Source organism: Agromyces kandeliae (genome assembly GCF_009674665.1).
GTDB lineage: Bacteria > Actinomycetota > Actinomycetes > Actinomycetales > Microbacteriaceae > Agromyces > Agromyces kandeliae.
This window is the reverse complement of the sequence record NZ_WKJD01000021.1, coordinates 89,822-112,742: the sequence shown is the minus strand read 5'-3', so window position 1 is coordinate 112,742 and position 22,921 is coordinate 89,822. Positions and strand designations below refer to the sequence as shown.

The window sequence follows — 22,921 nt, the reverse complement described above, 5'->3', positions numbered from 1 at the left end:
GCGGCGGCGCTATTCGAGCGCCGGCCCGTGCGCCAGTCGCTCGAGGAGTGCGACGAGGGCGTCCATGTCGGCGCCGTGCGGCGCGTCGACGCCGATCTCGGGGTCGACGCCGTGGAGCGCGGAGTCGTAGTAGAGCCCGTCGCCGATGAGGGTGACGGCGAGCGCGATCGTGGGGTCGGGCACGTGTCGGCGGATGGCGCGGAGCCATCGGTCGCGGACGTCGCGGATCATCCGCACCGCGGGAGCGCTGCCGGCCTGCGCGAGTCGGGCGGCGGCGACGCCGGCGCGCTCGAGCGGGCTGTCCTGGGAGACCGAGCTCCGGACGTAGTAGGCGATGGCGCCCTCGGGCGCGCCCTCGAGCACCGCGATGTCGTCGTCGACGAGCCGGGAGAACCGGTCGAGCACGCCCTCGATGAGCGCGTCGCGGCTGGCGAAGTGGTAGAGCAGGCCGCCCTTGGACACGCCGGCGGCCCGGGCGGTGGCGTCGAGCGTCGCCGCACGGACGCCGCCGTCGATGAGCAGTCGCTCGAAGGCGTCGAGGACGGCGCCGCGGGCGGCGGGGGGTCGGCTCATGGCTCCGATGGTAGCGAGGGGAACGGTCGGCGGCATCTGATACTCTACCGTCCAGCCGGTACAGTAATAGGACCCCGACATGACGAACGAACTCGACACGACCACCATCGACCCGACCCGCCGGGGCACCGCCGCCGCCGCGAAGGCGGATGCCGCGACATCCGCCCCTCGCCCCGACCCCGGCCGCTTCGGGTCGGTCGCGCGGCGCGGCGCGACGCGCCGCTGGGTCGCGCTCGCCGTGCTCATGCTGCCGGTGCTGCTCGTCGCGGTCGACAACACCGTGCTGAGCTTCGCGCTGCCCGCGATCGCGCGCGACCTCGGCCCGACGGCCGCGCAGCAGCTCTGGATCATCGACGCCTACCCACTCGTGCTCGCGGCGCTCCTTGTCGCGATGGGCAGCGCGGGCGACCGGTTCGGCCGCCGCCGCATGCTCTTCATCGGCTCGATCGGCTTCGCCGTCGTGTCGATCGCGGCCGCGTTCGCTCCGACCTCCGAGGCGCTCATCGCCGCACGTGCCGCGCTCGGGTTCTTCGGCGCGATGCTCATGCCATCGACGTTGTCGCTGCTCCGCTCGGTCTTCACCGAGCGCGAGGAGCGGCGCCTGGCGATCGCGATCTGGGCGTCGGGCTTCGCGGCCGGCGCCGCGCTCGGCCCGATCGTCGGCGGCGTCCTCCTCGAGCACTTCGCCTGGGGCTCGGTGTTCCTCCTCGCCGTTCCGGTGCTCGTGCCGCTCGTCGTGCTGCTGCCGATCCTCATCCCCGAGAGCCGTGACCCCGCGCCCGGCCGTATCGACGTGCTGAGCATCCTGCTCTCGTTCGGCGCGATGGGCGCCGCCGTCTACGGCATCAAGCACCTCGCGACCGAGGGCGTCGACGCCGTCGCGGTCGGATCCATCGTCGCCGGACTCGCGCTCGGCGCGTGGTTCGTGCGACGCCAGCTGCGGGCGCGCACGCCAATGCTCGACATGCGCCTGTTCCGCGTCGGCGCGTTCGGCGGCGGCGTGGTCGTGAACCTCCTCAGCGTCATCGCGCTCGTGGGATTCCTCTTCTTCGTCTCCCAGCACCTGCAGCTCGTCGCCGGGCTCTCGCCCGTGCAGGCCGGCCTCGCGCTCGCGCCCGGCCTCGTCGCGATGATCGCGGCGGGCCTCTCCGTGGTGCCGCTCGCGCGGCGCATCCGCCCCCGCATGCTGGTGCCGGCGGCGCTCGCGGTCTCCGCGGGCGGCTACCTCACCGTCGCGCTCACTGCGGGGGAGGGCATCGCCGGCGTGATCGTCGCCTTCGTGCTGCTCGGCCTCGGCATCGGCATGGCCGAGACGGTGTCGAACGAGCTCATCCTCTCCGCCGCGCCGCCGGCGAAGGCCGGCGCGGCCTCGGCCGTCTCCGAGACCGCGTACGAACTCGGGGCGGTGCTCGGCACCGCCCTCCTCGGCAGCATCCTCGCGGCGTGGTATCGCGCGTCGCTCGAACTGCCGGCCGGCCTCTCGGCGTCGCAGGCGGATGCCGCGCGCGAGACGCTCGCGGGCGCGGTGACGGTCGCCGAGTCGCTGCCCGCCGCAGCATCCGCCGAACTGCTCGCCTCGGCGGCGCACGCGTTCGACGGCGGCGTGGTCGTGACCTCGTTCATCGGCGTGCTGCTCATGGTCGGCGCCGGCGTCGTCGCGGCGCTCACCCTCGACGACGCGAGGGGCGCCGCCTCGGAGTGAGGCGACGCCCCTCGCGGGCGAAGCGGTCGGTCGCGGTCAGACCGCCGTGGTGTCGTCCGGACGCGAGGTCTCGTTGCGCGTGACGCGGTCGCCCGTCGCGGGGTCGACCGTCGTGCGCTGCGTGGAGACCGAGCTCCGACGACGGGCCAGCAGGATGATGCCGAGGATGATCACGACGGCTCCCGCCGCCATGAGGATGTAGCCGACCATCTGCACGTTGATCCAGTCCACCGACAGGTTCAGTGCGAACGCCAGGACGGCGCCGATGGCGAACAGGACGATTCCGAGGCCGAGACTCATGTGGTGTGCCTGCTTTCACTCGAGCGGCGCGGGGCCGCGGGGGCAGGGGCGGGGTGCCGCCCACTGGCGCCGAGCGTAGTGAGCGACGGGCGCGACGGCCAGTACGCTGGGAGGGCTGGCGTACGAAGGAGTGTTCATGGTAACGACGGTCAGGCTCGCGGTCATCCCGGGCGACGGCATCGGCCCCGAGGTGGTGGGCGAAGCGCTGAAGTCGCTCGAGGCCGCCACGGCAGGCACCGACGTCGCCTTCGAGCAGACGCGCTTCTCGCTCGGCGCCGCACGCTACCTCGAGACCGGCGACACCCTGACCGACGACGACCTCGAGGCGATCAAGCGCCACGACGCGATCCTCCTCGGCGCCGTCGGCGGCGTGCCCGGCGACCCGCGCCTCGCGGGTGCGAACATCGAGCGCGGCCTGCTGCTGAAGCTCCGGTTCGAGCTCGACCACTACGTCAACCTCCGCCCGAGCGTGCTCCACCGGGGCGTCGCGAGCCCGCTCGCCGACCCGGGCGAGGTCGACTTCGTCGTCGTCCGCGAGGGCACCGAGGGCCCGTACGTCGGCAACGGCGGCGCGATCCGCGTCGGCACGCCCGCGGAGGTCGCGAACGAGGTGTCGGTCAACACCGCGTACGGCGTCGAGCGCGTCGTGCGCTACGCGTTCGCCGCGGCATCCGCTCGCCCCAAGAAGAAGCTGACCCTCGTGCACAAGACGAACGTGCTCGTGTTCGCCGGCTCGCTCTGGAAGCGGCTCGTCGACGCCGTCGCCGACGAGTACCCCGAGGTCGCGGTCGACTACCTGCACGTCGACGCCGCGACGATCTTCCTGGTCACGGACCCTGCTAGATTCGACGTCATCGTCACGGACAACCTCTTCGGCGACATCCTCACCGATCTGGCCGGCGCGATCAGCGGCGGCATCGGACTCGCGGCCTCGGGCAACATCAACCCCGACGGCCGGTTCCCGAGCATGTTCGAGCCGGTGCACGGTTCCGCTCCGGACATCGCCGGGAAGGGCATCGCCGACCCGACCGCCGCCATCCTCTCGGTGGCGCTCCTGCTCGACCACCTCGGGCAGGCGGCCGCCGCCGACCGGGTGCGCGACGCGGTCTCCGCCGACATCGCCGAACGCGGCGACGTCCGGCGCTCGACCTCCGAGATCGGCGACGCCATCGCCGCCCGCATCGGCGCCACCGTCGGCGCCCACTGACTCGCACCATTCCGAAGGAGGATCCCTTGACCACGTCGAACCTCACCCTGAAGACCCCGTCGCCCGCCGGGCTCGTCTGGCAGGTCACCGCCAACGAGAACGCCAAGTCGATCGAGGAGCGCGAGGCGGTCCTCGCCGACCCGGGCTTCGGCAACCACTTCACCGACCACATGGCGGACATCTGCTGGTCGGAGAAGGGCGGATGGCACCGCCCGCGCGTCTCGCCGTACGGCCCGATCCAGCTCGACCCGGCCGCCGCCGTGCTGCACTACGCCCAGGAGATCTTCGAGGGCCTCAAGGCGTACCGGCACGCCGACGGCTCGATCCGCACGTTCCGCCCGTTCGAGAACGCCGCGCGCATGCAGCGTTCGGCGAGGCGGATGGCGCTGCCCGAGCTGCCCGTCGAGATCTTCATCGACTCGCTGAAGCAGCTCATCGCGGTCGACGCGGACTGGGTGCCGAGCGCGCCCGAGACGAGCCTCTACCTCCGGCCGTTCATGTTCGCGAAGGAGGCGTTCCTCGGCGTGCGCCCGGCGAAGAAGGTCGCGTACTACCTCATCGCGAGCCCCGCGGCCGCGTACTTCCCCGGCGGCGTGCAGCCCGTGAACATCTGGCTCTCGACCCACTACGCGCGTGCCGGCAAGGGCGGCACGGGCGCGGCGAAGACGGGCGGCAACTACGCCTCGAGCCTGCTGCCGCAGGCCGAGGCGCACGAGAAGGGCTGCCAGCAGGTGCTCTTCCTCGACGAGGGGAAGTACCTCGAGGAACTCGGCGGCATGAACGTCGTGCTCGTGAAGAAGGACGGCACGCTGCTCACGCCGGAGTCCGACTCGATCCTCGAGGGCATCACGCGCGACTCGATCCTCCGCCTCGCGGCCGACCGCGGCCACCAGGTCGAGCAGCGGCCCGTGACCCTCGACGAGTGGCGCGAGGGCGCGGCATCCGGTGACATCGTCGGCGCGTTCGCCTGCGGCACCGCCGCCGTCGTCGTGCCGATCGGGCGCCTCCTGGGCGAGGACTTCGAGATCGTCCACTCGGGCGCGGCCGCCGAGGAGCTCGCGCTCTCGCTCCGCGAGGAGCTCACCGGCATCCAGTACGGCCGCGTGGAGGACCGCCACGGCTGGATGGTGCGACTCGACGCGTAGTCGCTGCGTGGCGGCCCGCACCACCCGCACGTTCGCGGGCTGGTGCGGACGCCGCGGAATAGGGTGGACGCATGAAGATCGCGCGCTTCTCCCACGGTGAGACCATCTCGTTCGGCATCGTCGACGAGGAGGAGCACGAGCTCGTCGTGCTGAAGGCCGACCCGATGTTCGCCGGCTACGAGCCGACGGGGGAGCGCGTCGCGCTCGCCGACGCGAAGCTCCTCGCGCCCGTGATCCCGCGGTCGAAGGTCGTCGCCGTGGGCAGGAACTACCACGAGCACGCGGAGGAGATGGGCGGCGAAGCGCCGCCGGAGCCGCTGCTGTTTCTGAAGCCGAACACGTCGGTGATCGGCCCGGGCGACCCGATCGTGCTTCCGCCCGAGAGCGCGCAGGTCGAGTTCGAGGGCGAGCTGGCGGTGGTCATCGGGCGCGTGGCCCGACGCGTGAGCGAGGCCGACGCCGAGTCGGTGATCTTCGGCTACACCGTGGCGAACGACGTGACCGCGCGCGACCTGCAGCGGCGCGACGGGCAGTGGACGCGAGCGAAGGGCTTCGACACGTTCTGCCCGCTGGGCCCGGTGATCGAGACCGACGTCGACCTCGCGCACGGCGAGCTCACGACGAGCGTCAACGGCACGCGGCACCAGCACGGCCGGCTCGCCGACATGGTGCACTCGGTGGCGAAGGTCGTCTCGTATGCGTCCGACGTGTTCACGCTGCTCCCGGGCGACGTGATCCTCACCGGCACGCCGGCCGGCGTCGGCCCGATCGTCGACGGCGACTCGGTCGAGGTGTCGGTGTCGGGCCTGGGCTCGCTCGTGAACCCGGTGCGCGAGGCGCCCGTGCGCTGATCGCGGAGGGCCGTCAGCGGCGCACCCCGTACCGCAGGTGGAGCACGCGGTCGCCCTGGATGACCACGTCGGGATCCTCCAGCAGGTGCTGCGCGTCGACCGACCCGAAGTAGCGCTTGCCCGAACCGAACACGACGGGTGCGACGTCCATGCGCACGTCGTCGACCAGGCCCGCGGCGAGCGCCTGGCCGCCGACGTCGCCGGCGGCGACCTCGACGATGCGGTCACCCGCGAGCTCCTGCGCCGTGGCCATGGCCGCCTCGACGCCGTCGACGAAGTGGAAGGGCGCCGCGGGGTCCCACCGCTCGGGCGCGGGCCGGTGCGTGACGACGACGACGTGGTCGATACCGCTCGGAGGCATCCCGTCCCAGCCGTCGGTCAGGTCGAACACGCGGCGACCGCAGATCGTCACCCCGATCTGCTGCCAGTACGAGCGGATGTAGTCGTGGGATGCCCGCGACACCTTCAGCACACCGCTCTCGTCGAGCGGCACGTCACCGCTCGTCAGCCAATCGAACAGGGGGCCGGGCTGGTCGTGCTCGTCGGCGATGAAGCCGTCGACCGACACCGAGGCGTACATGACCACTCTGCCCACGGGTGCTCCTTCGCGTCGGGATGCGCCCACGGTAGCGCGCGACGAGCCGTCTCCGTCGCACGACCTCGATCGGTCGGGCGTCAGCTCCGCGTCGACCGCACGGCCGATGCCGCGAGCTCGACGTCCTCCCCGTCGTTCCACACGTGGAAGGCGACCCGCGCGCGCCCGGCGCGCCCGGACGCGACGAGGCCCGCCGCCGTCAGCGCGGCGAGGTCGTCGCCGTCGGGGTCGGGCCACGTGACGATCGCGCTGTCGGATGCCTCGAGCCCGAGCTGCGCTCGGAACGCGTTCGCGAGCGCGAGATCATGCGCGAGCACGGCGGCGGGGTCGCGGCCGGCCGCGAGCTCGAGCGCCACCTCGGCGCCCGCCCAGGCGTGCCACGCGGGGGAGACGTCGAACCGCCGGGCGCCGGTGGATAGGTGCAACTCGGGCCCGTAGCACGACGCCCACGGGTCGTCGCCCGAGTACCACCCGGCCGTGAGCGGGGTGATCTCGTCGAGCGCGCGCTCGCCGACGGACATGAAGGCGGCGCCGCGCGGCGCGGAGAGCCACTTGTACGCGTGGCAGACGACGAGGTCGGCTCCGAGGTCGGTGGTGGGGAGCCATCCGGTCGCCTGCGTGGTGTCGACGAGGGTGAGCGCGCCCGCCGTGCGGGCCGCCGCGACGACGGATGCCGCGTCCGCCACCTCGCCCGTCGCGGACTGCACGAGCGAGAACGCGACGAGCCACGTGCTCCGGCGCACCTCGTCGGCGAGGTGCGCGAGCGGCACGTGGCGCACGTTCAGGTCGCCACGGGCGAGGAATGGGGCGACGACGGAGCTGAAGTCGCCGTCGACGCAGAGCACTTCGGCGTCGGCCGGGGCCGAGGCGGCCACGAGGCTCGTGAAGACCGAGACCTGCGAGCCCAGTGCGACGCGGTCGGCCGAGGTGCCGAGGAGCGTCGCGGCGTGGCCGCGTGCGCGTTCGACGAGACCGGTGTACTCGGCCGCGGAGGCGCGGCCGTCGCGCCACCGCTCGAGGTCGCGGGTGACGGCGGCGACCGTGGGCGCAGCGGGGATGCCGAGCGTGCAGGCGGCGAGGTAGCCGCGCCCCGCGGTGAATCGCGGGTCGGGGAGGGTCGTCGTCGCGGCGGACGCGCCGGTCGCAGCGGACGCTCCGGACGAGGCGAAGGCGTCGGCGCCGGTCGAGGCGAAGGTGGTCGCGGTCATGTCTCCAGCGTGCTCGGCTCGATTCGATCCGTCGAGAGCAGGTCTGCGATCCTTCACATAAGGCTGGCTTATGATCGATGGATGGATGCCTCGCCAACCGAGACCTCGGGCCTCGCCGACCTCGACGCCACCAGCCTGCTCGTGCTCCGCGAGATCGCCGAGCGCGGGTCGATCACCGCGGCCGCGAGCGCCCTCGGCTACAGCCAGCCGGCGCTCAGTCAGCAGGTGCGCCGGGCCGAGGCCCGCGCGGGCGTCGCACTCGTGGAGCGGACCGGCCGCGGCATCCGACTCACCCCAGCCGGCCGCGTGCTCGCACGCCACGGCGGCGCGGTCGCCACCGCGCTCGAGGCGGCGCGCGGGGAGCTCGCCGACCTGCGTGGGCTCCGCTCCGGACGGGTGCGGCTCATGGCGTTCCCCTCGGCGTCGCCCAGCATCGTGCCCGAGTTCATGGCCGAGATGGCCCGCCGGCACCCCGGCGTGCGGGTCAGCTTCGTCGAGGCCGAGCCGCCCGAGGCCGTCGCCGCCGTGCGCGAGGACCGCGCCGACCTGGCGCTCACGTTCAGCTACCCGGGCGACCACACCGATCCGCACCGCGAGAGCGCACGCGGGCTCGAGGTCACGACCATCGGGAGCGACCCGATGCACGTCGTGCTGCCCGACACGCACCCGCTCGCGGGCGGCGACACCGTCGACCTCGCGGGCCTCTCGCGCGAGCCGTGGATCGCCGGATGCCCGCGCTGCCGCGGCCACCTGCTCGAGCTGTGCGACACCGCGGGGTTCGCGCCGCGCATCGCCGTCGAGACCGACAACTTCGTCGCCGTCGAGGAACTCGTCGCGAGCGGACTCGGCGTCGCCGTGCTGCCCGCGCTCGCGATCGAGTCGGCGGGCAAGCGCGCCGGCGTCGCGGTGCGCGGCACGACGAACGGCGACCGGCGGACGCTGCACCTGGTGACCGCGCGGGGCGGCCGCGGGGTCCCGGCCGTCGCGGTGGCCGCCGAGGCGCTCGCGCGCCTCGTCGCCGGCCGCGGCGGCACCCCCGCCGATCCGCGCCCGGGCCGTACCATTGAGGGCGATGTCTGACACGACCCACCCCACGACGACCGCCACCGGATCCGACATCCGCGTGCGGTTCTGCCCCTCGCCCACCGGTACCCCGCACGTCGGCCTCGTGCGCACGGCCCTCTTCAACTGGGCGTACGCGCGCCACACCGGCGGCACCTTCGTCTTCCGCATCGAGGACACCGACGCCGCGCGCGACAGCGAGGAGAGCTACGCGCAGATCATCGACGCCCTCTCGTGGCTCGGCCTGCAGTGGGACGAGGGCATCGACGTCGGCGGCCCGCACGAGCCGTACCGCCAGTCGCAGCGCGGCGAGATCTACGCCGACGTCATCGAGCGGCTGAAGGCCGCCGGGCACGTCTACGAGAGCTACTCGACGGCCGACGAGATCGACGCGCGCAACGAGGCCGCCGGCCGGCCGAAGCAGTTCGGCTACGACAACTTCGACCGCGACCTCACCGACGAGCAGCGCGCCGCGTTCCGCGCCGAGGGGCGTCAGCCGGCACTCCGCCTGCGCGTGCCGGACGTCGACCTCGGGTTCGACGACCTCGTGCGCGGCCGCATCGACTTCCCGGCAGGCTCGACGACCGACTTCGTCGTCGTGCGCCCGAACGGCGCCCCGCTCTACACGCTCGTGAACCCCGTCGACGACGCGCTCATGGGCATCACGCACGTGCTGCGCGGTGAGGACCTGCTCTCCTCGACGCCGCGCCAGATCGCGCTGTACCACGCGCTCATCGAGATCGGCGTCACGAGCTTCGTGCCGCGCTTTGGCCACCTGCCCTACGTCATGGGCGAGGGCAACAAGAAGCTCTCCAAGCGCGACCCCGAGTCGAACCTCTTCCACCACCGCGACCGCGGCTTCATCCCCGAGGGTCTCGTCAACTACCTGGCGCTCCTCGGCTGGGGCTTCTCCGCCGACCGCGACGTGTTCAGCCGCGACGAGCTCATCGAGGCCTTCGACGTCGAGGAGGTCAACCCGAATCCGGCCCGCTTCGACCAGAAGAAGGCCGACGCCATCAACGGCGACCACATCCGGCTGCTCGAGCTCGCCGACTTCACCTCCCGTACCGTGCCCTACCTGCAGGCCGCCGGCGTCGTCTCGACGCCGATCACGCCCGGCGAGGAGGCACTCCTCGTCGAGGCCGCACCGCTCGTGCAGGAGCGCATCACCGTGCTCGGCGAGGTGCCCGGCCTCCTCGGCTTCCTCTTCACGGATGCCGCATCCCTCGAGTTCGATGAGGCCGCCGTCGGGTCGCTGCCCGCCGACGCGCCCGCCGTGCTCGCCGCCGCCCGCGAGGCGCTGGAGCGCATCCCCGGCGAGGCATGGACGCACACCGAGATCGAGGAGGCCCTCCGCTCGGCCATCATCGACGGCCTCGGCCTCAAGCCCCGCATCGCCTTCGGCCCGATCCGCGTCGCGGTCTCCGGCCGACGCGTCTCCCCGCCGCTCTTCGAGTCCATGCAGATCCTCGGCCGCGTCGAGTCCATCGACCGCATCGACCGCCTCGCAGCACTGGTCGACTGACCCGACGGATGCCGCGGCCGCGCCCTGCACGGCGCGCCGCGGCATCCGCTCACGAGGCCCGCTCGATTTGGACCGCACCCCGCGATCGGCTACAGTTACATGTCGGCCCGGAACCCCGGTTCAGGGCCATTGGGGTATGGTGTAATTGGCAACACGGCTGATTCTGGTTCAGTTGTTCTTGGTTCGAGTCCAGGTACCCCAGCAGTGAAGAACCCCCGCTCAGGCGGGGGTTTTCGTGTTCGTGCCTCACTTCGCACGTCTGATTCCCGCTAGTTTCCCAGCTTCTTGAGTCGCGCTCGCAAGGCGATTGAGACCCCGGGAGAGCGAATCGGCTGGGCGCGGAGTGCGGGAGCAGGTCCGCAGCACGCCGACGTCGCCGTTCCGGGCCGAAAGGCGGTGCGCAGGGCGGGCCCGCGAAGCCCCCTCTCGATCGGCCGCGCTCACCATTCCAGCGAGCCAAGGCGATGAACGTGCTCAGCTGGGAGTGCTTCAGGTGGACGGTTCTCGCGATCTTGGTGAGAGTGAACGCGCTCGCTCCTGCCGCGTGTCAGAGCGCGGCCAGGAGCGATTCCGCCGCGGCACGTGTCCGTTCCATGAGCGCCGGATCCCGGTCGAAGTCGCCGAGGAACACCGAGCCCAGGGCGCAGGTGAGCACGCCGTACGCCGCGGTCAGTCGTGACTCCTGCGATGCCTGAGGATGCGAACGTGCGATCAGGTCGGCGATCTGCAGACGCGTCGCCGTGTACGCCGTCGTGAGGACGTCCGCGATATCCGGAGTCACGCGCGCGAGCTCGACGAGTCCGAGCACCACGGCGTTCTCCCGATCGGGAGAGTTGAACTCGGGCCCGAAGAGGTAGTCGAGCGCGGCATCGAGGTCGTCGACCTCGGACGGGAGTATGGAGCCGACCTGCCCGTTCCCGCCCGCGAAGACCGCGATGGCCGTATCGAGGAGCAGCCGGTCGCGATTGCCGACGAAGTGCCGGACGTGGCCGCGCGACATCCCGACGGCGTCGGCGATGCGGTCGAGCGTCGTGCCGTGGATGCCGTGTTCGGCGATCGTCGCCATCGTGGCGTCCAGGATCTGCGCGCGTCGCTCGGCGGCGACAGAGGGGCGACCCATCGACTCGTACTCCTCTCGTGCGCAGACTGCGCGGTTCCGCCGTTGCGAGTGTAGCGGCGCGATAAATTCTAGTCTAGTCGGACTTGACTATTTACGAAAGGCTCCGTAGCGTGACCTCACCGCATCGATCGGCGATGCGCCTCGCAGAGGAGAGACATGCTCGACATCGTTCGAACCCCGCCGGCACCCGAGAGCGCACTCTCGTTTCCGGCGCGTGTGCGGGTTCGCGACGGGGTGCGGCTCGCGGCCGACGTCTACCTGCCCGGCGCACCTGGCGACGTCGAGACGAGCCCGGGCGACACCATCCTCATCCGGCTGCCCTACGACAAGTCGGGCTACTACTGCTTCATTCCGCTGATCGCCGAGTACTTCATGGGGCATGGCTACCGCGTCGTCGCGCAGGACGTTCGCGGCAAGTTCCGCTCCGAAGGCGACGCGCTCCTCTTCGTGAACGAGGTCGACGACGGGTACGACACGATCGAGTGGATCATCCGTCAGCCGTGGTCGAACGGGCGGGTCGCGATGTGGGGAGACAGCTACTACGGCTACACCCAATGGGCGGCTGCCGCCAGCGGGCATCCGGCGCTCAAGGCGATCTCGCCTCGGGTGACCGGGACGCAGCTGGGTGAGCCGGTGCATCGGAACTCGCCGGGGCGGACTCGCCGCGTCGAGTGGGGCGTGACGTACCTGTACCCGCTCACGCAGTTCTTCGCCAACGATGCGCTGCACTGGGAGCCCGACTGGTCGCGTCGCGACTTCGCAACCCAGGCCGAGGAGTTCATGAACCAGGTCGGCGCACGCGGGCTCTCCTACGACCAGTGGTACCCGAATCCGGTGCACTTGCAGCGGTTCCCGGGCGGGGACCCGTTCGCAGGTCGTTCCGTGCCGGTGCTGCACACGATCGGATGGTGGGACAACTGCGCGCCGCTCTCGTGGGCCGATGTCGATGAGATCGGGCGCCATCCGAACTGGGACGCCCACCACTACCTGCGGATCGAGTCGATCGACCACGAGAGCTACCGACTGCTCGATGCCGAGCGCGATCGGGTGTGGGAACGCAGCGAGCAGCAGATCCGCGATCTGCTGCCCCGCACTCTCGACCCGGCGATCGCCTTCTTCGACGTGTTCGTGCGCGGGAACGGCGCACCGGGCGACATCCCCCGGGTCAGCTGGAACCTCGCGGGTACGGAGGGAATGCAGGAGGCGTCGACGTGGCCGCCCGCTGACGTGCAAACCGTCACCCGACATGCGACCGTCGACGGCGGGCTCGTCGCGGACAGCACTGCCACCGAGGCGACGATGCAGTGGACCCACGATCCGGCCGACCTCGTGCCGTCGAGCGCTCCGGACGCCTTCTCGTTCCTGCTGTCTCACCCCGACGAGGCTCCGATCGGCGACCGCTCGGACGTGCTCCGGTTCGATTCGCCGCCCGTTCCGAGTCATGTCGACCTGGCCGGGCCGGTGACCGCACGGCTCCGCGTCTGCTCCGACGGACCCGTCATGGACTGCTTCGTCCGGCTGCTCGACGTCGCCCCCGACGGCACGGCACTGCGAATCGCGCGCGGACAGCAGCAGTTGCTGCAGGCGACGGAACCCGAGACCCTCGAGATCGACCTCGGTCACGTCGGGTACCGCCTCCAAGCGGGCCATCGACTCCGCGTACACATCTCCAGCAGCGACTACCCCGAGTTCCTGCCGCAGACGGGCACCGGCGCCGACCCCTGGACGTGGGGCGAGACCCGCTGCAATACACAGTCCCTCGCCGTCGGTGGTCGCGACGGCCTTTCGCTCACCCTGCCCGTCCTCGAAGGAGAACTGCCGTGATAAACCCCGTCCTGGAGTACGTCTTCGAGATCCGAGCCACGATCGACGCCGACCTGCACATCGGACGCGGTCCCGAAGAACGGCTCTCGTTCACCCCGATCTCGGGCGGCACGGTCGCCGGCCCGCGGCTGAACGGCGAAGTCCTGCCGGGCGGCGGCGACTGGGCGGTCGAGCGTCACGGCACTGCCCAACTCGAGGCCCGATACCTGATCCGCGCCGACGACGGCGCCGTCATCGACATCCTGAACCGCGGCTACTTCCGGGCGACCCCCGACGTGCTCGCGCGGATGGAACGCGGAGAGAACGTTCCCGAGGACGAACCCGGCCTCTACTTCCGCACCGCACCCGTCTTCCAGACGGATGCCCCGCAGCACCGTTGGCTGGCCGAACACCAGTTCATCGGACTCGCCCGCGACGAGGACGGTCAGGTCTGCATCCGCGTGTACCTGGTCGCCTGAACGGCTCGCCCCGCAACGCCAGCACCACAGGACAACCGAACACAGGCAGGACCGCACCATCCACCTCACCCAACCCGCGGTCGGGCTGCATCCCGACCTGACCGTACGGATCGAACGGAACCCATCATGAAGAGAACCGCACTCGCGGCCGGCGCCGTTGCCGGCGCCGCGCTGCTCGCGCTCACCGCCTGCACTCCTCGCGACGCGGACGATGCCGACGTCGTCGGTGACGATTTCGAGATCGTCGACGCGCAGCCGGCCGGCACCCAGGCCGTCGACGAGGTGACCTGGGCGATCGTGGAGGGCGAGCCCGCCACGCTCAACCCGGCCGCCTCGGCGAACCTCATCATCCCGAACCTCTGCGACAACCTGCTCTCGTTGCAGCCCGACTTCTCGATCGAGCCGGGCGTCGCCGAACGGGCCGAGTTCGTCGATCCGGTCACCTTCGTGATCACGCTCCGCGACGACGTCACGTTCTGGGACGGAAGCCCGGTGACGGCCGACGACGTCGTGTACAGCCTGCAGCAGAACACGAACCCCGCTTCGCAGTGGTACGGGGCGTTCGCCCTGGTCGACCCCGACCCGACGGCCGGCATCGCCGCCACCGGACCGAACGAGGTCACCGTGCGGTTCATCGCACCCGACTCCACCTTCAGGGACGCGCTCGCGGGCCAGGGCGGTGCGGTCATGCAGAAGGCGTTCGGCGAGGCCAACGGCGCCGCGGTCGGCACGCCTGACGCGGGCCTGATGTGCACCGGTCCGTTCGAGCTTCAGGACGGCGGGTGGACGCCGGGCAGCGAGATCGTGACCATCGCGAACGAGGACTACTGGAACGGCGCCCCGCTCGTCGGGACGCTGACGTACACCTTCGTCAGTGACGGATCGACCCTGGCCACCGCGCTCACGCAGGGCGAGATCGACGGCGCGATCAACGTCTCGCCGGGCTCACGAGCGGTGTTCGAGGGAGATGGTGCGGGCTCGCTGACGGTCGGCCACTCGACCGCGTCGTACAGCTTCGGGCCCGCATCGGCCACCAGCGCGGCGGCGAACCCGAAGATCCGGCAGGCCCTGAACCTCGCGATCGACCGCGACCAGTACCTCGAGACCGTCGTGAACGGCCTCGGCTACGTCCAGAAGACGATCGTGCCCGAGTTCTCCTTCCACTCGATGGAGGCCTCCGGCACCTACCAGGAGGGCTACGACGCGCTCGCCGAGCCCGAGGTCGACCTCGAGGCCGCCACGGCACTGGTCGAGGAGAGCGGTGAGGACGTCAGCCGGCCGTTGGTCGTCGCCGTCCCGTCCGGCGCCAAGGAGTTCCAGCAGACCGCCGCGATCATCCAGAGCGCCGGGAAGCAGATCGGCCTGGACATCCGAATCGACGAGATGCAGGCCTCCGACTTCGGCGCGCTGTTCTACGACCCCAGCAAGCGCGAGGGCGTCGACTTCGTGGCCACGCAGGGCTACCTGGAGACCCCCGGCGTGCTCGGCTACCCGTCCTTGTTCATGCTGCCGCCCGAGATGGGAGGCATCTTCAATTGGAGCGGCTACGAGAACCCAGAGGTGACCGAGCACCTGCTCGCGGCCCGGAACGCCACCGATCCCGAGACGGCCGCTCGGGAGTTCACGGCGGCGCAGGAGGTCTTCGCCCCCGACATGCTCCAGGTGACGCTCGCCGGGACCTACCAGCTCACGTACCTCAGTGACGAGCTCACTGGAGTCACCACGTCCATCGCCGCGTACAGCAGCCCCTGGGCGCTGCACCTCGGCGGCAAGTAGCCGGAACGATCGGCACCCGATGCACGCGCCGGCCGGTCGGAGCCGTGGGATCCTCCCTTCACGGGGGTTCCGCGGCCCCGGCGGCCCGCGTGCCGGGTCGCCCGACCCACGACACGGAGAGGAGGCGGCGACGTGAACGTGCTCACGCGGACCGTGCTCGGACGGCTCGGCGGGATGCTGCTGACGCTCATCCTCGCCAGCATGGTCATCTACTCGGCGGTGCTGCTGACCGGCGACCCGATCGCGGCTCTGGCCGGAGGTGCGAAGCCGACGCCCGAGCTCGTCGAGCAGATCCGGGCGGAGTACCACCTCGACGACCCGGTCTGGTCGCGGTACTGGCAGTGGCTCACCGGCGCCATCCAGGGGGACTTCGGGCGATCCTTCGTCTACAAGACGCCGGTGGTCTCCCTCGTCGGCCCGCGATTCGGCATCACCCTCCAGCTCGTGCTGCTGACCGTGCTGCTGATCCTCGTCTTCGGCGTGGGTTCCGGCATCCTCGCCGCCACCCGCGGTCGGGTGGTGGACCGCACCATCGCGGCGATGACCTCGCTCGGGATGGCGCTGCCGACCTTCGTCGTCGCCATCCTGCTGATCTGGGTCTTCGCCAAGAGCCTCGGCTGGTTCCCCGTCTACGGTGAGGGCGAGGGGGTGTGGGACCGCCTCTGGCACCTGGTCCTGCCCGCCATCTCGCTCGCAGTGCTCTTCATCGCGTATGTCAGCCGGGTGACCCGCGGCTCGCTCGTCGCCCAGTTGCACAGCGAGCACGTCGACACGGCACGGGTGCGCGGCATCCCGCGGCGTCGCATCTTCGGCGTGCACGTGTTCCGCAATGCCTCGCCGCAGATCCTCGCCATCGCGGGCACGACCATCGCCGGGCTGTTCGCCGCATCCGCGATCGCGGAGGTCGCGTTCGGCCTCGGCGGCATCGGCTCGCTGCTCGTCCAGGCGGCCGCACGAGCCGACCTGCCGGTCGTGCAGATCGTCTCGCTCCTGCTGGTGACGATCTTCGTGGTGCTGAACGCGGTCGCAGACCTGATCAGCGCGATCATCGACCCGTCCAGCGTCGGCGGAGGGAGGACCTCATGAGCGTCGCCCAGATCGCGAACGGCACCGTGCCGGCCGCGGCCAGGCGGGTCGCGAGACGAGACCCGACGTTCCTCGTCGCCGTCATCGCGTTCGGCGTCATCAGCGTGGTCGCCCTGGCGGGGCCGTGGCTGGCGCCCTACGACCCGAACGAGCTGTACGTCGGACCGCTGAACGGCGCCCCCAGCCTCGAGCACCCCTTCGGCACCGACGATCTCGGGCGCGACATCCTGTCCCGGGTGCTCGTCGGAGCCGCGGCGAGCGTGTTCGCGCCCGCCGTCGTGGTCGTCCTCTCGACGATCCTCGGCGTCGGGCTCGCGTTGGCCGCGGCCTGGTTCGGGGGATGGGTGAGTGGTGGGATCGCCCGCCTGGTCGACGTCATCTTCGCCATCCCCGGCCTCGTGATCGCCGTGCTCGCCGTGACGATCTTCGGCAAGGGCCTCGCCGCGCCCGTCATCGCCCTCGCCATCGCCTACATCCCGATCATCGCCCGTCTCACCCGCACCGCCGCCGCCCGCGAACTCGCGAAGCCGTACATCGCCGCGCTCCGGGTGCAGGGCGTATCGAGCCCGGCGATCTGCTTCCGGCACCTCGTGCCCGCGATGATTCCGATCGTCGCCGCGCAGATGGCCGTCGGATTCGGCTACGCCATGCTCGACCTCGCGGCGATCTCGTTCCTGGGACTCGGCCAGCAACCACCGTCCCCGGATTGGGGGTCGATGATCGCCGCCGGTCAGGCTGGGATCCTGGCGGGGGCGCCCGAGCAGTCCGTCTTCCCGGCGATCCTCGTCGTCATCACCGTGCTGGCCGTCGGCATCATCGGGGCGAGGGTCACCGACTGGGCTGAGGAGAAGGAGCGATGACCGCACCCGTCCTCGAGGTCGAGCGCCTCGACATCGTCGCGCCGGGCCCGGAGGGCCCCCGCCGACTCGTCACCGACACCACGCTGTCCGTGGCCCGCGGCGAGGCGGTCGGCCTCGTCGGCGAGTCGGGCTCGGGCAAGACGCTCACGCTCCGCGCGGTCGCGGGCCTCCTGCCCGACGACTTCACGACGCAGGGCAGGATCCGGATCGACGGCCAGGACCTCGGCGGGATGACCGCGACCGCGCTGCGCGCCCTCCGCGCGCGGCGGATCGGCATGGTCTTCCAGACCCCGCGTGCGCACCTCAACCCGCTGCGGACGATCGGCGACTTCATGACCGAGGCGCTCGTGCACGTCGCGGGTGAGCGGCCGGATGTCGCCGCGACCCGCGCACGGCACCTGCTCGACGAGGTCGGCATCACCGACCCCGACCGACGCATGCGCCAGTACCCGGCCGAACTCTCGGGCGGCCTCCTGCAGCGCGTCATGATCGCCGCGACCCTCGCGATGGATCCCGACATCCTGCTGGCCGACGAGATCACGACGGCCCTCGACGTGACGACCCAGGAGGAGGTGATGGCGGTGCTCGCCGACCTCCGCGCGCACCGCGACCTCTCACTGCTGTTCGTCACCCATGACCTCGCGCTCGCGGGGACAGTCTGCGACCGCGTGAACGTCATGCAGCGCGGCCGGATCCTCGAGACGCTCCGAGCCGGGTCGATGCGGCGCGACGCGCGCGAGGAGTACACCAAGGTCCTCATGTCCGCGTCGCTCGACGAGGCACCGCCGCTCGAGCCGGCCACCGAGTCACCTCGGCCCCTCGTGACCATCGAGCACCTCCGCAAGTCCTACCAGGTCCGCGGCGCGACCGGCAGGCGGGAGACGCTCGTCGCCGTGGACGACCTCTCGATCGAGATGGCCTCGGGCGGGTCGCTCGGCATCGTCGGCGAGTCGGGTTCGGGCAAGTCCACGACCGCCCGGATGCTGCTCGGGCTGGAGCGCCCCGACCGTGGCACGATCACGGTCGACGGCCAGGACTGGAGCCGGCCGGCGCGCGGCAGTGCGGACCGGCGCGTGCGGGCGAAGATCGCGCAGATGGTGTTCCAGGACCCCTACCAGTCCCTCGACCGGCGCCAGACGGTCCGGCAGTGCCTGGCCGAGGCCGTTCGCGTGCACCGACCGCGCCAATCGGCGGAGGTGGTCGACGGACGCGTCCGCGAGCTCATGAGGCAGGTCCGGCTCGACGAAGGGCTCGCCGCGCGCCGGCCGCGCGCGCTCTCGGGCGGCCAGCGACAGCGGGTGGCGATCGCCCGGGCGCTCGCCGCCGATCCGGAACTGCTCGTCCTCGACGAGGCGGTCTCGGCGCTCGACGTCACGACCCAGGTCGAGATCCTCACCCTCCTCGACACGATCCGCCGCGAGACGGGCGTGGCCCTCCTGATGATCACGCACGACCTCACCGTCATCCGCCGGCTGTGCGACGAGGTCGTCGTGATGCGCCACGGGCGCATCGAGGAGCGAGGCACCGCGGCACAGATCCTCGATGCGCCGACCGCGGAGTACACCCGCATGCTGCTCGAGTCGATCCCGCGCGAGGGGTGGACGCCCCGGCGCCGGCTCGGTCGCACGCGGTCGCAGCCCACGACCACGCGCTCCAGCGCGATGATCCCCGAATGAACGGAACGGACCACGCATGTCGATCCCGCTGATGGAACCCGCCTTCGAGTACTGCTTCGAGTTGCGATGCCGCGTCGAGGACCCGGTGCAGCTCGGCGGCACGACACCGGGCGAGGGACTGCACTTCGCACGGGTGTCGGGCGGCACGTTCGACGGCCCCCGGCTCCGGGGCACCATTCTCGACGGCGGCGGCGACTGGTGGAACGGCCGCGGTCTCGCCGTCGAACTCGACGCGCGCTACGTCATCGAGGCCGAGGTGGAGACGGGCACCGCCGGGGTCGAGGTCGTCAACCGCGGCGTCTGGCGAACCGACGACGCGACGTGGGCTCGGATCGTGGCGGGTGAGGCGGTGGACGAGCGCGAGCTCTACTACCGCACGGCGTTCCGGTTCCGGACCGATCACCCGGAGCTCCGCTGGCTGACCGAGTACCAGTTCGTCGGGTACGCCCGGGCCGAGCCGGGGTACGTGATCATCCGCGTGTTCCGTCTCGCGTGACCTCCGCACCAACCGACCTCATCCGCTCCCAGTACCGAAGGCAGGGCCGACCATGACCGCCCCCGCAGACCTCCTCATCGTCAACGGCCGCGTGTTCGACGGGCGCGTGCGCACCGCGAGCACGGCGGTCGCAGTCGTGGCCGACCGCATCGTCCGAGTCGGGTCGGACGCGCACGTGCTCGAGCTGCGCGGTACGACGACCCGCGTGATCGACGCCGGCGCCGGCGTCATCCACCCCGGCTTCGTCGACGCGCACGTGCACGCGGCCTTCGCCGGCGTCGAACGACTGAGCCTCGACCTCACCCCGGCGTCCACCGTCGAGCAGACGCTCGACCTCATCCGGGACGGCGCCGAACAGGGTAACGCCGTTTGGCTCACCGGCGGGGGATGGAGCCATGAGCTGTTCCCGATGCCGACGCGACAGCAACTGGACGAGATCGTGCCCGACCGCCCCGTGGCCCTGAGCGACGCCGGTCACCACACCCTCTGGGTCAACTCGAAGGCCTTGGAACTCGCCGGGGTCGATCGCGACACCCCCCAGCCGCACAACGGACGGATCCACCTCGACGAGCGGGGCGAGCCGACCGGCTACCTCAACGAGACCGCAGCGGAACTCGTCGGGCGCGTCATCCCGCCGGCGACCGAAGACGAGATCCACGCCGGACTCCTCAATGCGCAGTCGCATCTCTGGTCGCTCGGCGTGACCGGCTGGCACGAGGCGATCCTCGGCGAGTACAACGGAAAGGCCGACTGCACTCCCGCCTACCTGCGCGCCATCGCCGACGGCTCGCTGCGGAGCCGGACCTCCGGCGCACTGTGGATCGCGCCCGGATTGCGCGAGGCCGACGTGCCCGCGCTCGTCGACCGGTTCATCGCGCTTCGCGAACGGAACGCCGCCGCCGGGCTCGTCACGACGACGGCGAAGGCGATGATCGACGGCGTGCCGCACGGTGAGACCGCCGCGCTCCTCGAGCCGTACTGCAACCACGGCGACGACGGCTTCTCGGGCGAGCTGCACTTCGACGAGCCGACGATCCGCGCGTTCGTCGCCGCACTCGACGCCGCCGGATTCGCCCTGCACCTGCACGTCATGGGCGATCGCGGCATCCGCGTGGCGCTCGACGCGATCGAGGCCGCGCGGGCGGCCGACGGGCCGGGCCCGCGCCATCACATCGCCCACCTGTCGATGGTGCAGCCGGAGGATGCACGGCGGTTCGGGCCGCTCGGGGTCACGGCCAACATCCAGGGCCTGTGGGCCGCACCCGACCCGTTCGTCGTCGACCTGATCGGCGAAGAGCGGATGCAGCGCGGGTACCCGTTCCGCACGATCGCCGACGGCGGTGCCGACCTCGCGATGGGCTCCGACTGGCCGGTCTCGCCGCCGAACCCGTGGCTCGCGATCCACGTCGTCGTCAACCGCTGGGCACCGCCTCCTCCCGGTGCGCCCCGGCCCGTCGTCGCCGACGGCGCCGAGCCGCCGAACCTCGACGCGGCGCACCAGGCCCTCACCCTCGAGCAGGCATTGGGCGCGTACACGAGCGGATCGAGCGAACTGGTCCTCGGGCGGTCGGGTCGCATCCGGGTCGGCGAACGGGCGGACCTGGCAGTGGCCACGGGCGATCCGTTCGAACTGCCCGCCGCCGAGATCGCCTCGCTTGCGACCGCCGTGACGGTGGTCGCCGGGGAGGTCGTCCACGAGACCTGACGTCGCCGCATCAGCGCAGTAGACCCACACACCTCACGACAACGGAGTCATCACCATGAAGATCCTCATCGTCGGCGCCGGGATCGGCGGCCTCGCCACCGCGCTCTCGCTCCACGACGCCGGCATCCGCGACATCACGATCATCGAGCAGGTCCACGAGCTGCGCCCACTCGGGGTCGGCATCAACCTGCTCCCGCACGCCGTGCGCGAACTCACCGAACTGGGCCTCGGCGACGAGGTCGCCCGGATCGGCATGCCCACCAGCCGACTCACCTACACGAACCGGTTCGGCCAGGAGATCTGGTCCGAACCGCGCGGCCTCGACGCGGGCTACCGCTGGCCGCAGTACTCCGTGCACCGCGGAGAACTGCAGATGCTGTTGCTCGCGGCGGTGCGAAGCCGACTCGGCGCCGAGCGGGTCCGTCTCGGCTTGGCCGCGGTCTCGTCCGACCCTCGGACGGATGCCACGTCGGTCACCTTCCGCGAGGCGTCGGGGGAGGAACGGACGCTCACGGCCGACGTCGTCATCGCCGCCGACGGCATCCACAGCGCCCTGCGGAAGCAGCGGTATCCCGACGAGGGCGACCCGGTCTGGAACCGGCTCATCCTCTGGCGGGGCACCGCGATCGCGCCGGCCTACCTCGACGGCCGCACGATGATCATGGCCGGCGACGGACTGCAGAAGTTCGTCGCATACCCGCTCGAGACGCCGCGCCCCGACGGGCTCGCCCGCATCAACTTCATCGCCGAGTACCGCGCGAGTGCCGGCGACACGGGCATCTCCGACTGGAACCGCGCCGTCGACCCCTCTCGTGTGATCGACATGTTCGCCGACTGGCGATTCGACTGGCTCGACGTGCCCGGCCTCATCGCGGCATCCGACCAGGTGCTCGAGTACCCGATGGTGGACCGCGACCCCGTCGATCGCTGGACGTGGGGGACGCAGACCCTCCTCGGCGACGCCGCCCACGCCATGTACCCGATCGGCTCGAACGGCGCCTCCCAGGCGATCCTCGACGCTCGCACGGTCGCCCGCGAACTCGCCACCACCGCCGATGCGTCCGCGGCGCTCGCCGCCTACGAGCACGCCCGGCGTCCCGTCACCGCGGCGCTCACGCTCAGCAACCGATCCCTCGGACCGGAACGGGTCATGCAACTGGCCTATGAACGCGCTCCGCAGGGCTTCGACGACATCGAGCAGGTCGTGCCACTCGCCGAGCGGCAGCGGATCGCCGCCGAGTACAAGCAGGCCGCCGGGTTCGACCCGTCGCTGCTCAACGACCGGCCGAGCCTCAGCGTGCGACCGATGGCGGAGGGCGCAGGACGATGACCGTCCAGTTGCGCCGGTACGAGGTCGGTGCCGACCGGCTCGACGCATTCGTCGTCTGGTGGCGCGAGCACCTCGTTCCGGCCCGCCGCGCGGCAGGCTTCGAGATCGAGTTCGCCTGCGCCGTTCCCGCTTCGGGGGAGTTCGTGTGGGCCGTGTCGACGCCGGGCGGACCTGACGGGTTCGCGAGGGCCGAGCGCGTCTACGTCGACTCGCCCGAACGGTCGGCCGCCATGGCCGCCCTGCCCGCTCCGATCGCGAGCGGACGCGTCGACGCCGCGATCACCGTCACCGCTGGCGGACCTGTCCGGGCCGAGCGCGAGCTCAGGCGAGCCCGGAAGCCTCTACTCCGGAAGATTTGAGATTCCCTTGAGGGATCCTTGGCGTGCAGCTGAACCGACGCCGACGAACGTGGATGTCACCGG

At 71.3% G+C, this 22,921-nt stretch carries 21 protein-coding genes and 1 tRNA gene; 17 read left to right on the top strand and 5 right to left on the bottom strand.

Going from position 1 to position 22,921, the window contains the following annotated elements; all coding sequences use genetic code 11:
* Positions 1–9: 9 nt before the first annotated feature.
* The gene (locus GJR97_RS16260) at positions 10–573 is read right to left on the bottom strand and encodes a TetR/AcrR family transcriptional regulator (RefSeq protein WP_154347824.1); all 564 of its coding nucleotides are present in this window, start codon (positions 571–573) and stop codon (positions 10–12) included.
* 79 nt (positions 574–652) lie between these two features.
* Between GJR97_RS16260 and GJR97_RS16255 the strand changes: the two genes are divergently transcribed.
* Positions 653–2,275 carry an MFS transporter gene (locus tag GJR97_RS16255; RefSeq protein ID WP_154347823.1) on the top strand — a complete coding sequence of 541 codons (1,623 nt, stop codon included), beginning with the start codon at positions 653–655 and terminating at the stop codon, positions 2,273–2,275.
* A 36-nt stretch (positions 2,276–2,311) separates the two neighbouring features.
* Here GJR97_RS16255 and GJR97_RS16250 read toward each other — a convergent pair whose 3' ends face one another.
* Positions 2,312–2,575: a DUF6458 family protein gene (locus GJR97_RS16250; RefSeq protein ID WP_154347822.1), complete on the bottom strand. Its 264-nt coding sequence runs from the start codon at positions 2,573–2,575 to the stop codon at positions 2,312–2,314.
* A 136-nt stretch (positions 2,576–2,711) separates the two neighbouring features.
* Here GJR97_RS16250 and GJR97_RS16245 point away from each other — a divergent pair, with 136 nt between their 5' ends.
* The 3 genes from GJR97_RS16245 (at position 2,712) to GJR97_RS16235 (ending at position 5,778) form a co-directional block, all read left to right on the top strand.
* Entirely contained in the window at positions 2,712–3,782 is a 1,071-nt protein-coding gene (locus GJR97_RS16245; protein WP_154347821.1) for a 3-isopropylmalate dehydrogenase, read from the top strand.
* 47 nt (positions 3,783–3,829) lie between these two features.
* Entirely contained in the window at positions 3,830–4,927 is a 1,098-nt protein-coding gene (locus tag GJR97_RS16240) for a branched-chain amino acid aminotransferase (protein ID WP_407643612.1), read from the top strand.
* Between the two features lie 71 nt (positions 4,928–4,998).
* Positions 4,999–5,778 (top strand): fumarylacetoacetate hydrolase family protein, encoded by a 780-nt coding sequence (locus GJR97_RS16235; RefSeq protein WP_154347819.1) that lies wholly within the window; start codon positions 4,999–5,001, stop codon positions 5,776–5,778.
* A 13-nt stretch (positions 5,779–5,791) separates the two neighbouring features.
* Here GJR97_RS16235 and GJR97_RS16230 read toward each other — a convergent pair whose 3' ends face one another.
* Together GJR97_RS16230 and GJR97_RS16225 are read right to left on the bottom strand one after the other, a co-directional pair.
* Positions 5,792–6,373 (bottom strand): dihydrofolate reductase family protein, encoded by a 582-nt coding sequence (locus GJR97_RS16230; RefSeq protein ID WP_324613608.1) that lies wholly within the window; start codon positions 6,371–6,373, stop codon positions 5,792–5,794.
* An 80-nt stretch (positions 6,374–6,453) separates the two neighbouring features.
* Entirely contained in the window at positions 6,454–7,581 is a 1,128-nt protein-coding gene (locus GJR97_RS16225; RefSeq protein ID WP_154347818.1) for an aminotransferase class V-fold PLP-dependent enzyme, read from the bottom strand.
* Between the two features lie 81 nt (positions 7,582–7,662).
* Between GJR97_RS16225 and GJR97_RS16220 the strand changes: the two genes are divergently transcribed.
* From GJR97_RS16220 to GJR97_RS16210, 3 genes are all read left to right on the top strand, one after another.
* Positions 7,663–8,661 (top strand): LysR family transcriptional regulator, encoded by a 999-nt coding sequence (locus GJR97_RS16220; RefSeq protein WP_154347817.1) that lies wholly within the window; start codon positions 7,663–7,665, stop codon positions 8,659–8,661.
* The gene (gene gltX, locus GJR97_RS16215; protein ID WP_154347816.1) at positions 8,654–10,168 is read left to right on the top strand and encodes a glutamate--tRNA ligase; all 1,515 of its coding nucleotides are present in this window, start codon (positions 8,654–8,656) and stop codon (positions 10,166–10,168) included. The genes GJR97_RS16220 and gltX overlap by 8 nt, the downstream gene beginning before the upstream one ends.
* Positions 10,169–10,298: 130 nt before the next feature.
* A tRNA-Gln gene (locus GJR97_RS16210) sits at positions 10,299–10,370 on the top strand.
* Between the two features lie 345 nt (positions 10,371–10,715).
* Here GJR97_RS16210 and GJR97_RS16205 read toward each other — a convergent pair.
* Positions 10,716–11,288 (bottom strand): TetR/AcrR family transcriptional regulator, encoded by a 573-nt coding sequence (locus GJR97_RS16205; RefSeq protein WP_154347815.1) that lies wholly within the window; start codon positions 11,286–11,288, stop codon positions 10,716–10,718.
* A gap of 156 nt (positions 11,289–11,444) precedes the next feature.
* On the opposite strand from GJR97_RS16205, the gene GJR97_RS16200 reads away from it, so the two are divergent.
* The 10 genes from GJR97_RS16200 (at position 11,445) to GJR97_RS16155 (ending at position 22,858) form a co-directional block, all read left to right on the top strand.
* On the top strand, positions 11,445–13,112 hold the full coding sequence (locus GJR97_RS16200; RefSeq protein ID WP_154347814.1) for a CocE/NonD family hydrolase: 1,668 nt from the start codon (positions 11,445–11,447) through the stop codon (positions 13,110–13,112).
* The gene (locus GJR97_RS16195) at positions 13,109–13,570 is read left to right on the top strand and encodes a DUF3237 domain-containing protein (RefSeq protein WP_324613607.1); all 462 of its coding nucleotides are present in this window, start codon (positions 13,109–13,111) and stop codon (positions 13,568–13,570) included. Before GJR97_RS16200 ends, GJR97_RS16195 begins: the two co-directional genes overlap by 4 nt.
* A gap of 126 nt (positions 13,571–13,696) precedes the next feature.
* Positions 13,697–15,346, top strand: a complete 1,650-nt coding sequence (locus GJR97_RS16190; protein ID WP_154347813.1) for an ABC transporter substrate-binding protein — start codon at positions 13,697–13,699, stop codon at positions 15,344–15,346.
* A 132-nt stretch (positions 15,347–15,478) separates the two neighbouring features.
* Positions 15,479–16,432 (top strand): ABC transporter permease, encoded by a 954-nt coding sequence (locus GJR97_RS16185; RefSeq protein ID WP_324613606.1) that lies wholly within the window; start codon positions 15,479–15,481, stop codon positions 16,430–16,432.
* Positions 16,429–17,292 carry an ABC transporter permease gene (locus GJR97_RS16180; RefSeq protein WP_154347812.1) on the top strand — a complete coding sequence of 288 codons (864 nt, stop codon included), beginning with the start codon at positions 16,429–16,431 and terminating at the stop codon, positions 17,290–17,292. The genes GJR97_RS16185 and GJR97_RS16180 overlap by 4 nt, the downstream gene beginning before the upstream one ends.
* Positions 17,289–18,968, top strand: coding sequence for a nickel ABC transporter ATP-binding protein NikE (nikE, locus tag GJR97_RS16175; protein ID WP_154347811.1), 1,680 nt, complete (start codon positions 17,289–17,291; stop codon positions 18,966–18,968). The genes GJR97_RS16180 and nikE overlap by 4 nt, the downstream gene beginning before the upstream one ends.
* 16 nt (positions 18,969–18,984) lie before the next feature.
* Positions 18,985–19,464, top strand: a complete 480-nt coding sequence (locus GJR97_RS16170) for a DUF3237 domain-containing protein (protein WP_154347810.1) — start codon at positions 18,985–18,987, stop codon at positions 19,462–19,464.
* A gap of 52 nt (positions 19,465–19,516) precedes the next feature.
* Positions 19,517–21,169: an amidohydrolase gene (locus GJR97_RS16165; protein WP_154347809.1), complete on the top strand. Its 1,653-nt coding sequence runs from the start codon at positions 19,517–19,519 to the stop codon at positions 21,167–21,169.
* A gap of 55 nt (positions 21,170–21,224) precedes the next feature.
* Entirely contained in the window at positions 21,225–22,499 is a 1,275-nt protein-coding gene (locus GJR97_RS16160; RefSeq protein ID WP_154347808.1) for a flavin-dependent oxidoreductase, read from the top strand.
* Positions 22,496–22,858, top strand: a complete 363-nt coding sequence (locus GJR97_RS16155; RefSeq protein WP_154347807.1) for a hypothetical protein — start codon at positions 22,496–22,498, stop codon at positions 22,856–22,858. The genes GJR97_RS16160 and GJR97_RS16155 overlap by 4 nt, the downstream gene beginning before the upstream one ends.
* Positions 22,859–22,921: the final 63 nt, after the last annotated feature.

Bases quoted from the DNA above. Each gene is read 5' to 3' on its own strand.
- GJR97_RS16205 (WP_154347815.1), bottom strand. From the start codon at position 11,288: ATGGGTCGCCCCTCTGTCGCCGCCGAGCGACGCGCGCAGATCCTGGAC.
- GJR97_RS16235 (WP_154347819.1), top strand. From the start codon at position 4,999: ATGAAGATCGCGCGCTTCTCCCACGGTGAGACCATCTCGTTCGGCATC.
- GJR97_RS16255 (WP_154347823.1), top strand. From the start codon at position 653: ATGACGAACGAACTCGACACGACCACCATCGACCCGACCCGCCGGGGC.
- GJR97_RS16250 (WP_154347822.1), bottom strand. From the start codon at position 2,575: ATGAGTCTCGGCCTCGGAATCGTCCTGTTCGCCATCGGCGCCGTCCTG.
- GJR97_RS16260 (WP_154347824.1), bottom strand. From the start codon at position 573: ATGAGCCGACCCCCCGCCGCCCGCGGCGCCGTCCTCGACGCCTTCGAG.
- GJR97_RS16160 (WP_154347808.1), top strand. From the start codon at position 21,225: ATGAAGATCCTCATCGTCGGCGCCGGGATCGGCGGCCTCGCCACCGCG.
- GJR97_RS16165 (WP_154347809.1), top strand. From the start codon at position 19,517: ATGACCGCCCCCGCAGACCTCCTCATCGTCAACGGCCGCGTGTTCGAC.
- GJR97_RS16155 (WP_154347807.1), top strand. From the start codon at position 22,496: ATGACCGTCCAGTTGCGCCGGTACGAGGTCGGTGCCGACCGGCTCGAC.
- GJR97_RS16170 (WP_154347810.1), top strand. From the start codon at position 18,985: ATGTCGATCCCGCTGATGGAACCCGCCTTCGAGTACTGCTTCGAGTTG.
- GJR97_RS16190 (WP_154347813.1), top strand. From the start codon at position 13,697: ATGAAGAGAACCGCACTCGCGGCCGGCGCCGTTGCCGGCGCCGCGCTG.
- GJR97_RS16220 (WP_154347817.1), top strand. From the start codon at position 7,663: ATGGATGCCTCGCCAACCGAGACCTCGGGCCTCGCCGACCTCGACGCC.
- GJR97_RS16200 (WP_154347814.1), top strand. From the start codon at position 11,445: ATGCTCGACATCGTTCGAACCCCGCCGGCACCCGAGAGCGCACTCTCG.
- GJR97_RS16225 (WP_154347818.1), bottom strand. From the start codon at position 7,581: ATGACCGCGACCACCTTCGCCTCGACCGGCGCCGACGCCTTCGCCTCG.
- GJR97_RS16180 (WP_154347812.1), top strand. From the start codon at position 16,429: ATGAGCGTCGCCCAGATCGCGAACGGCACCGTGCCGGCCGCGGCCAGG.
- nikE (WP_154347811.1), top strand. From the start codon at position 17,289: ATGACCGCACCCGTCCTCGAGGTCGAGCGCCTCGACATCGTCGCGCCG.
- GJR97_RS16245 (WP_154347821.1), top strand. From the start codon at position 2,712: ATGGTAACGACGGTCAGGCTCGCGGTCATCCCGGGCGACGGCATCGGC.
- gltX (WP_154347816.1), top strand. From the start codon at position 8,654: ATGTCTGACACGACCCACCCCACGACGACCGCCACCGGATCCGACATC.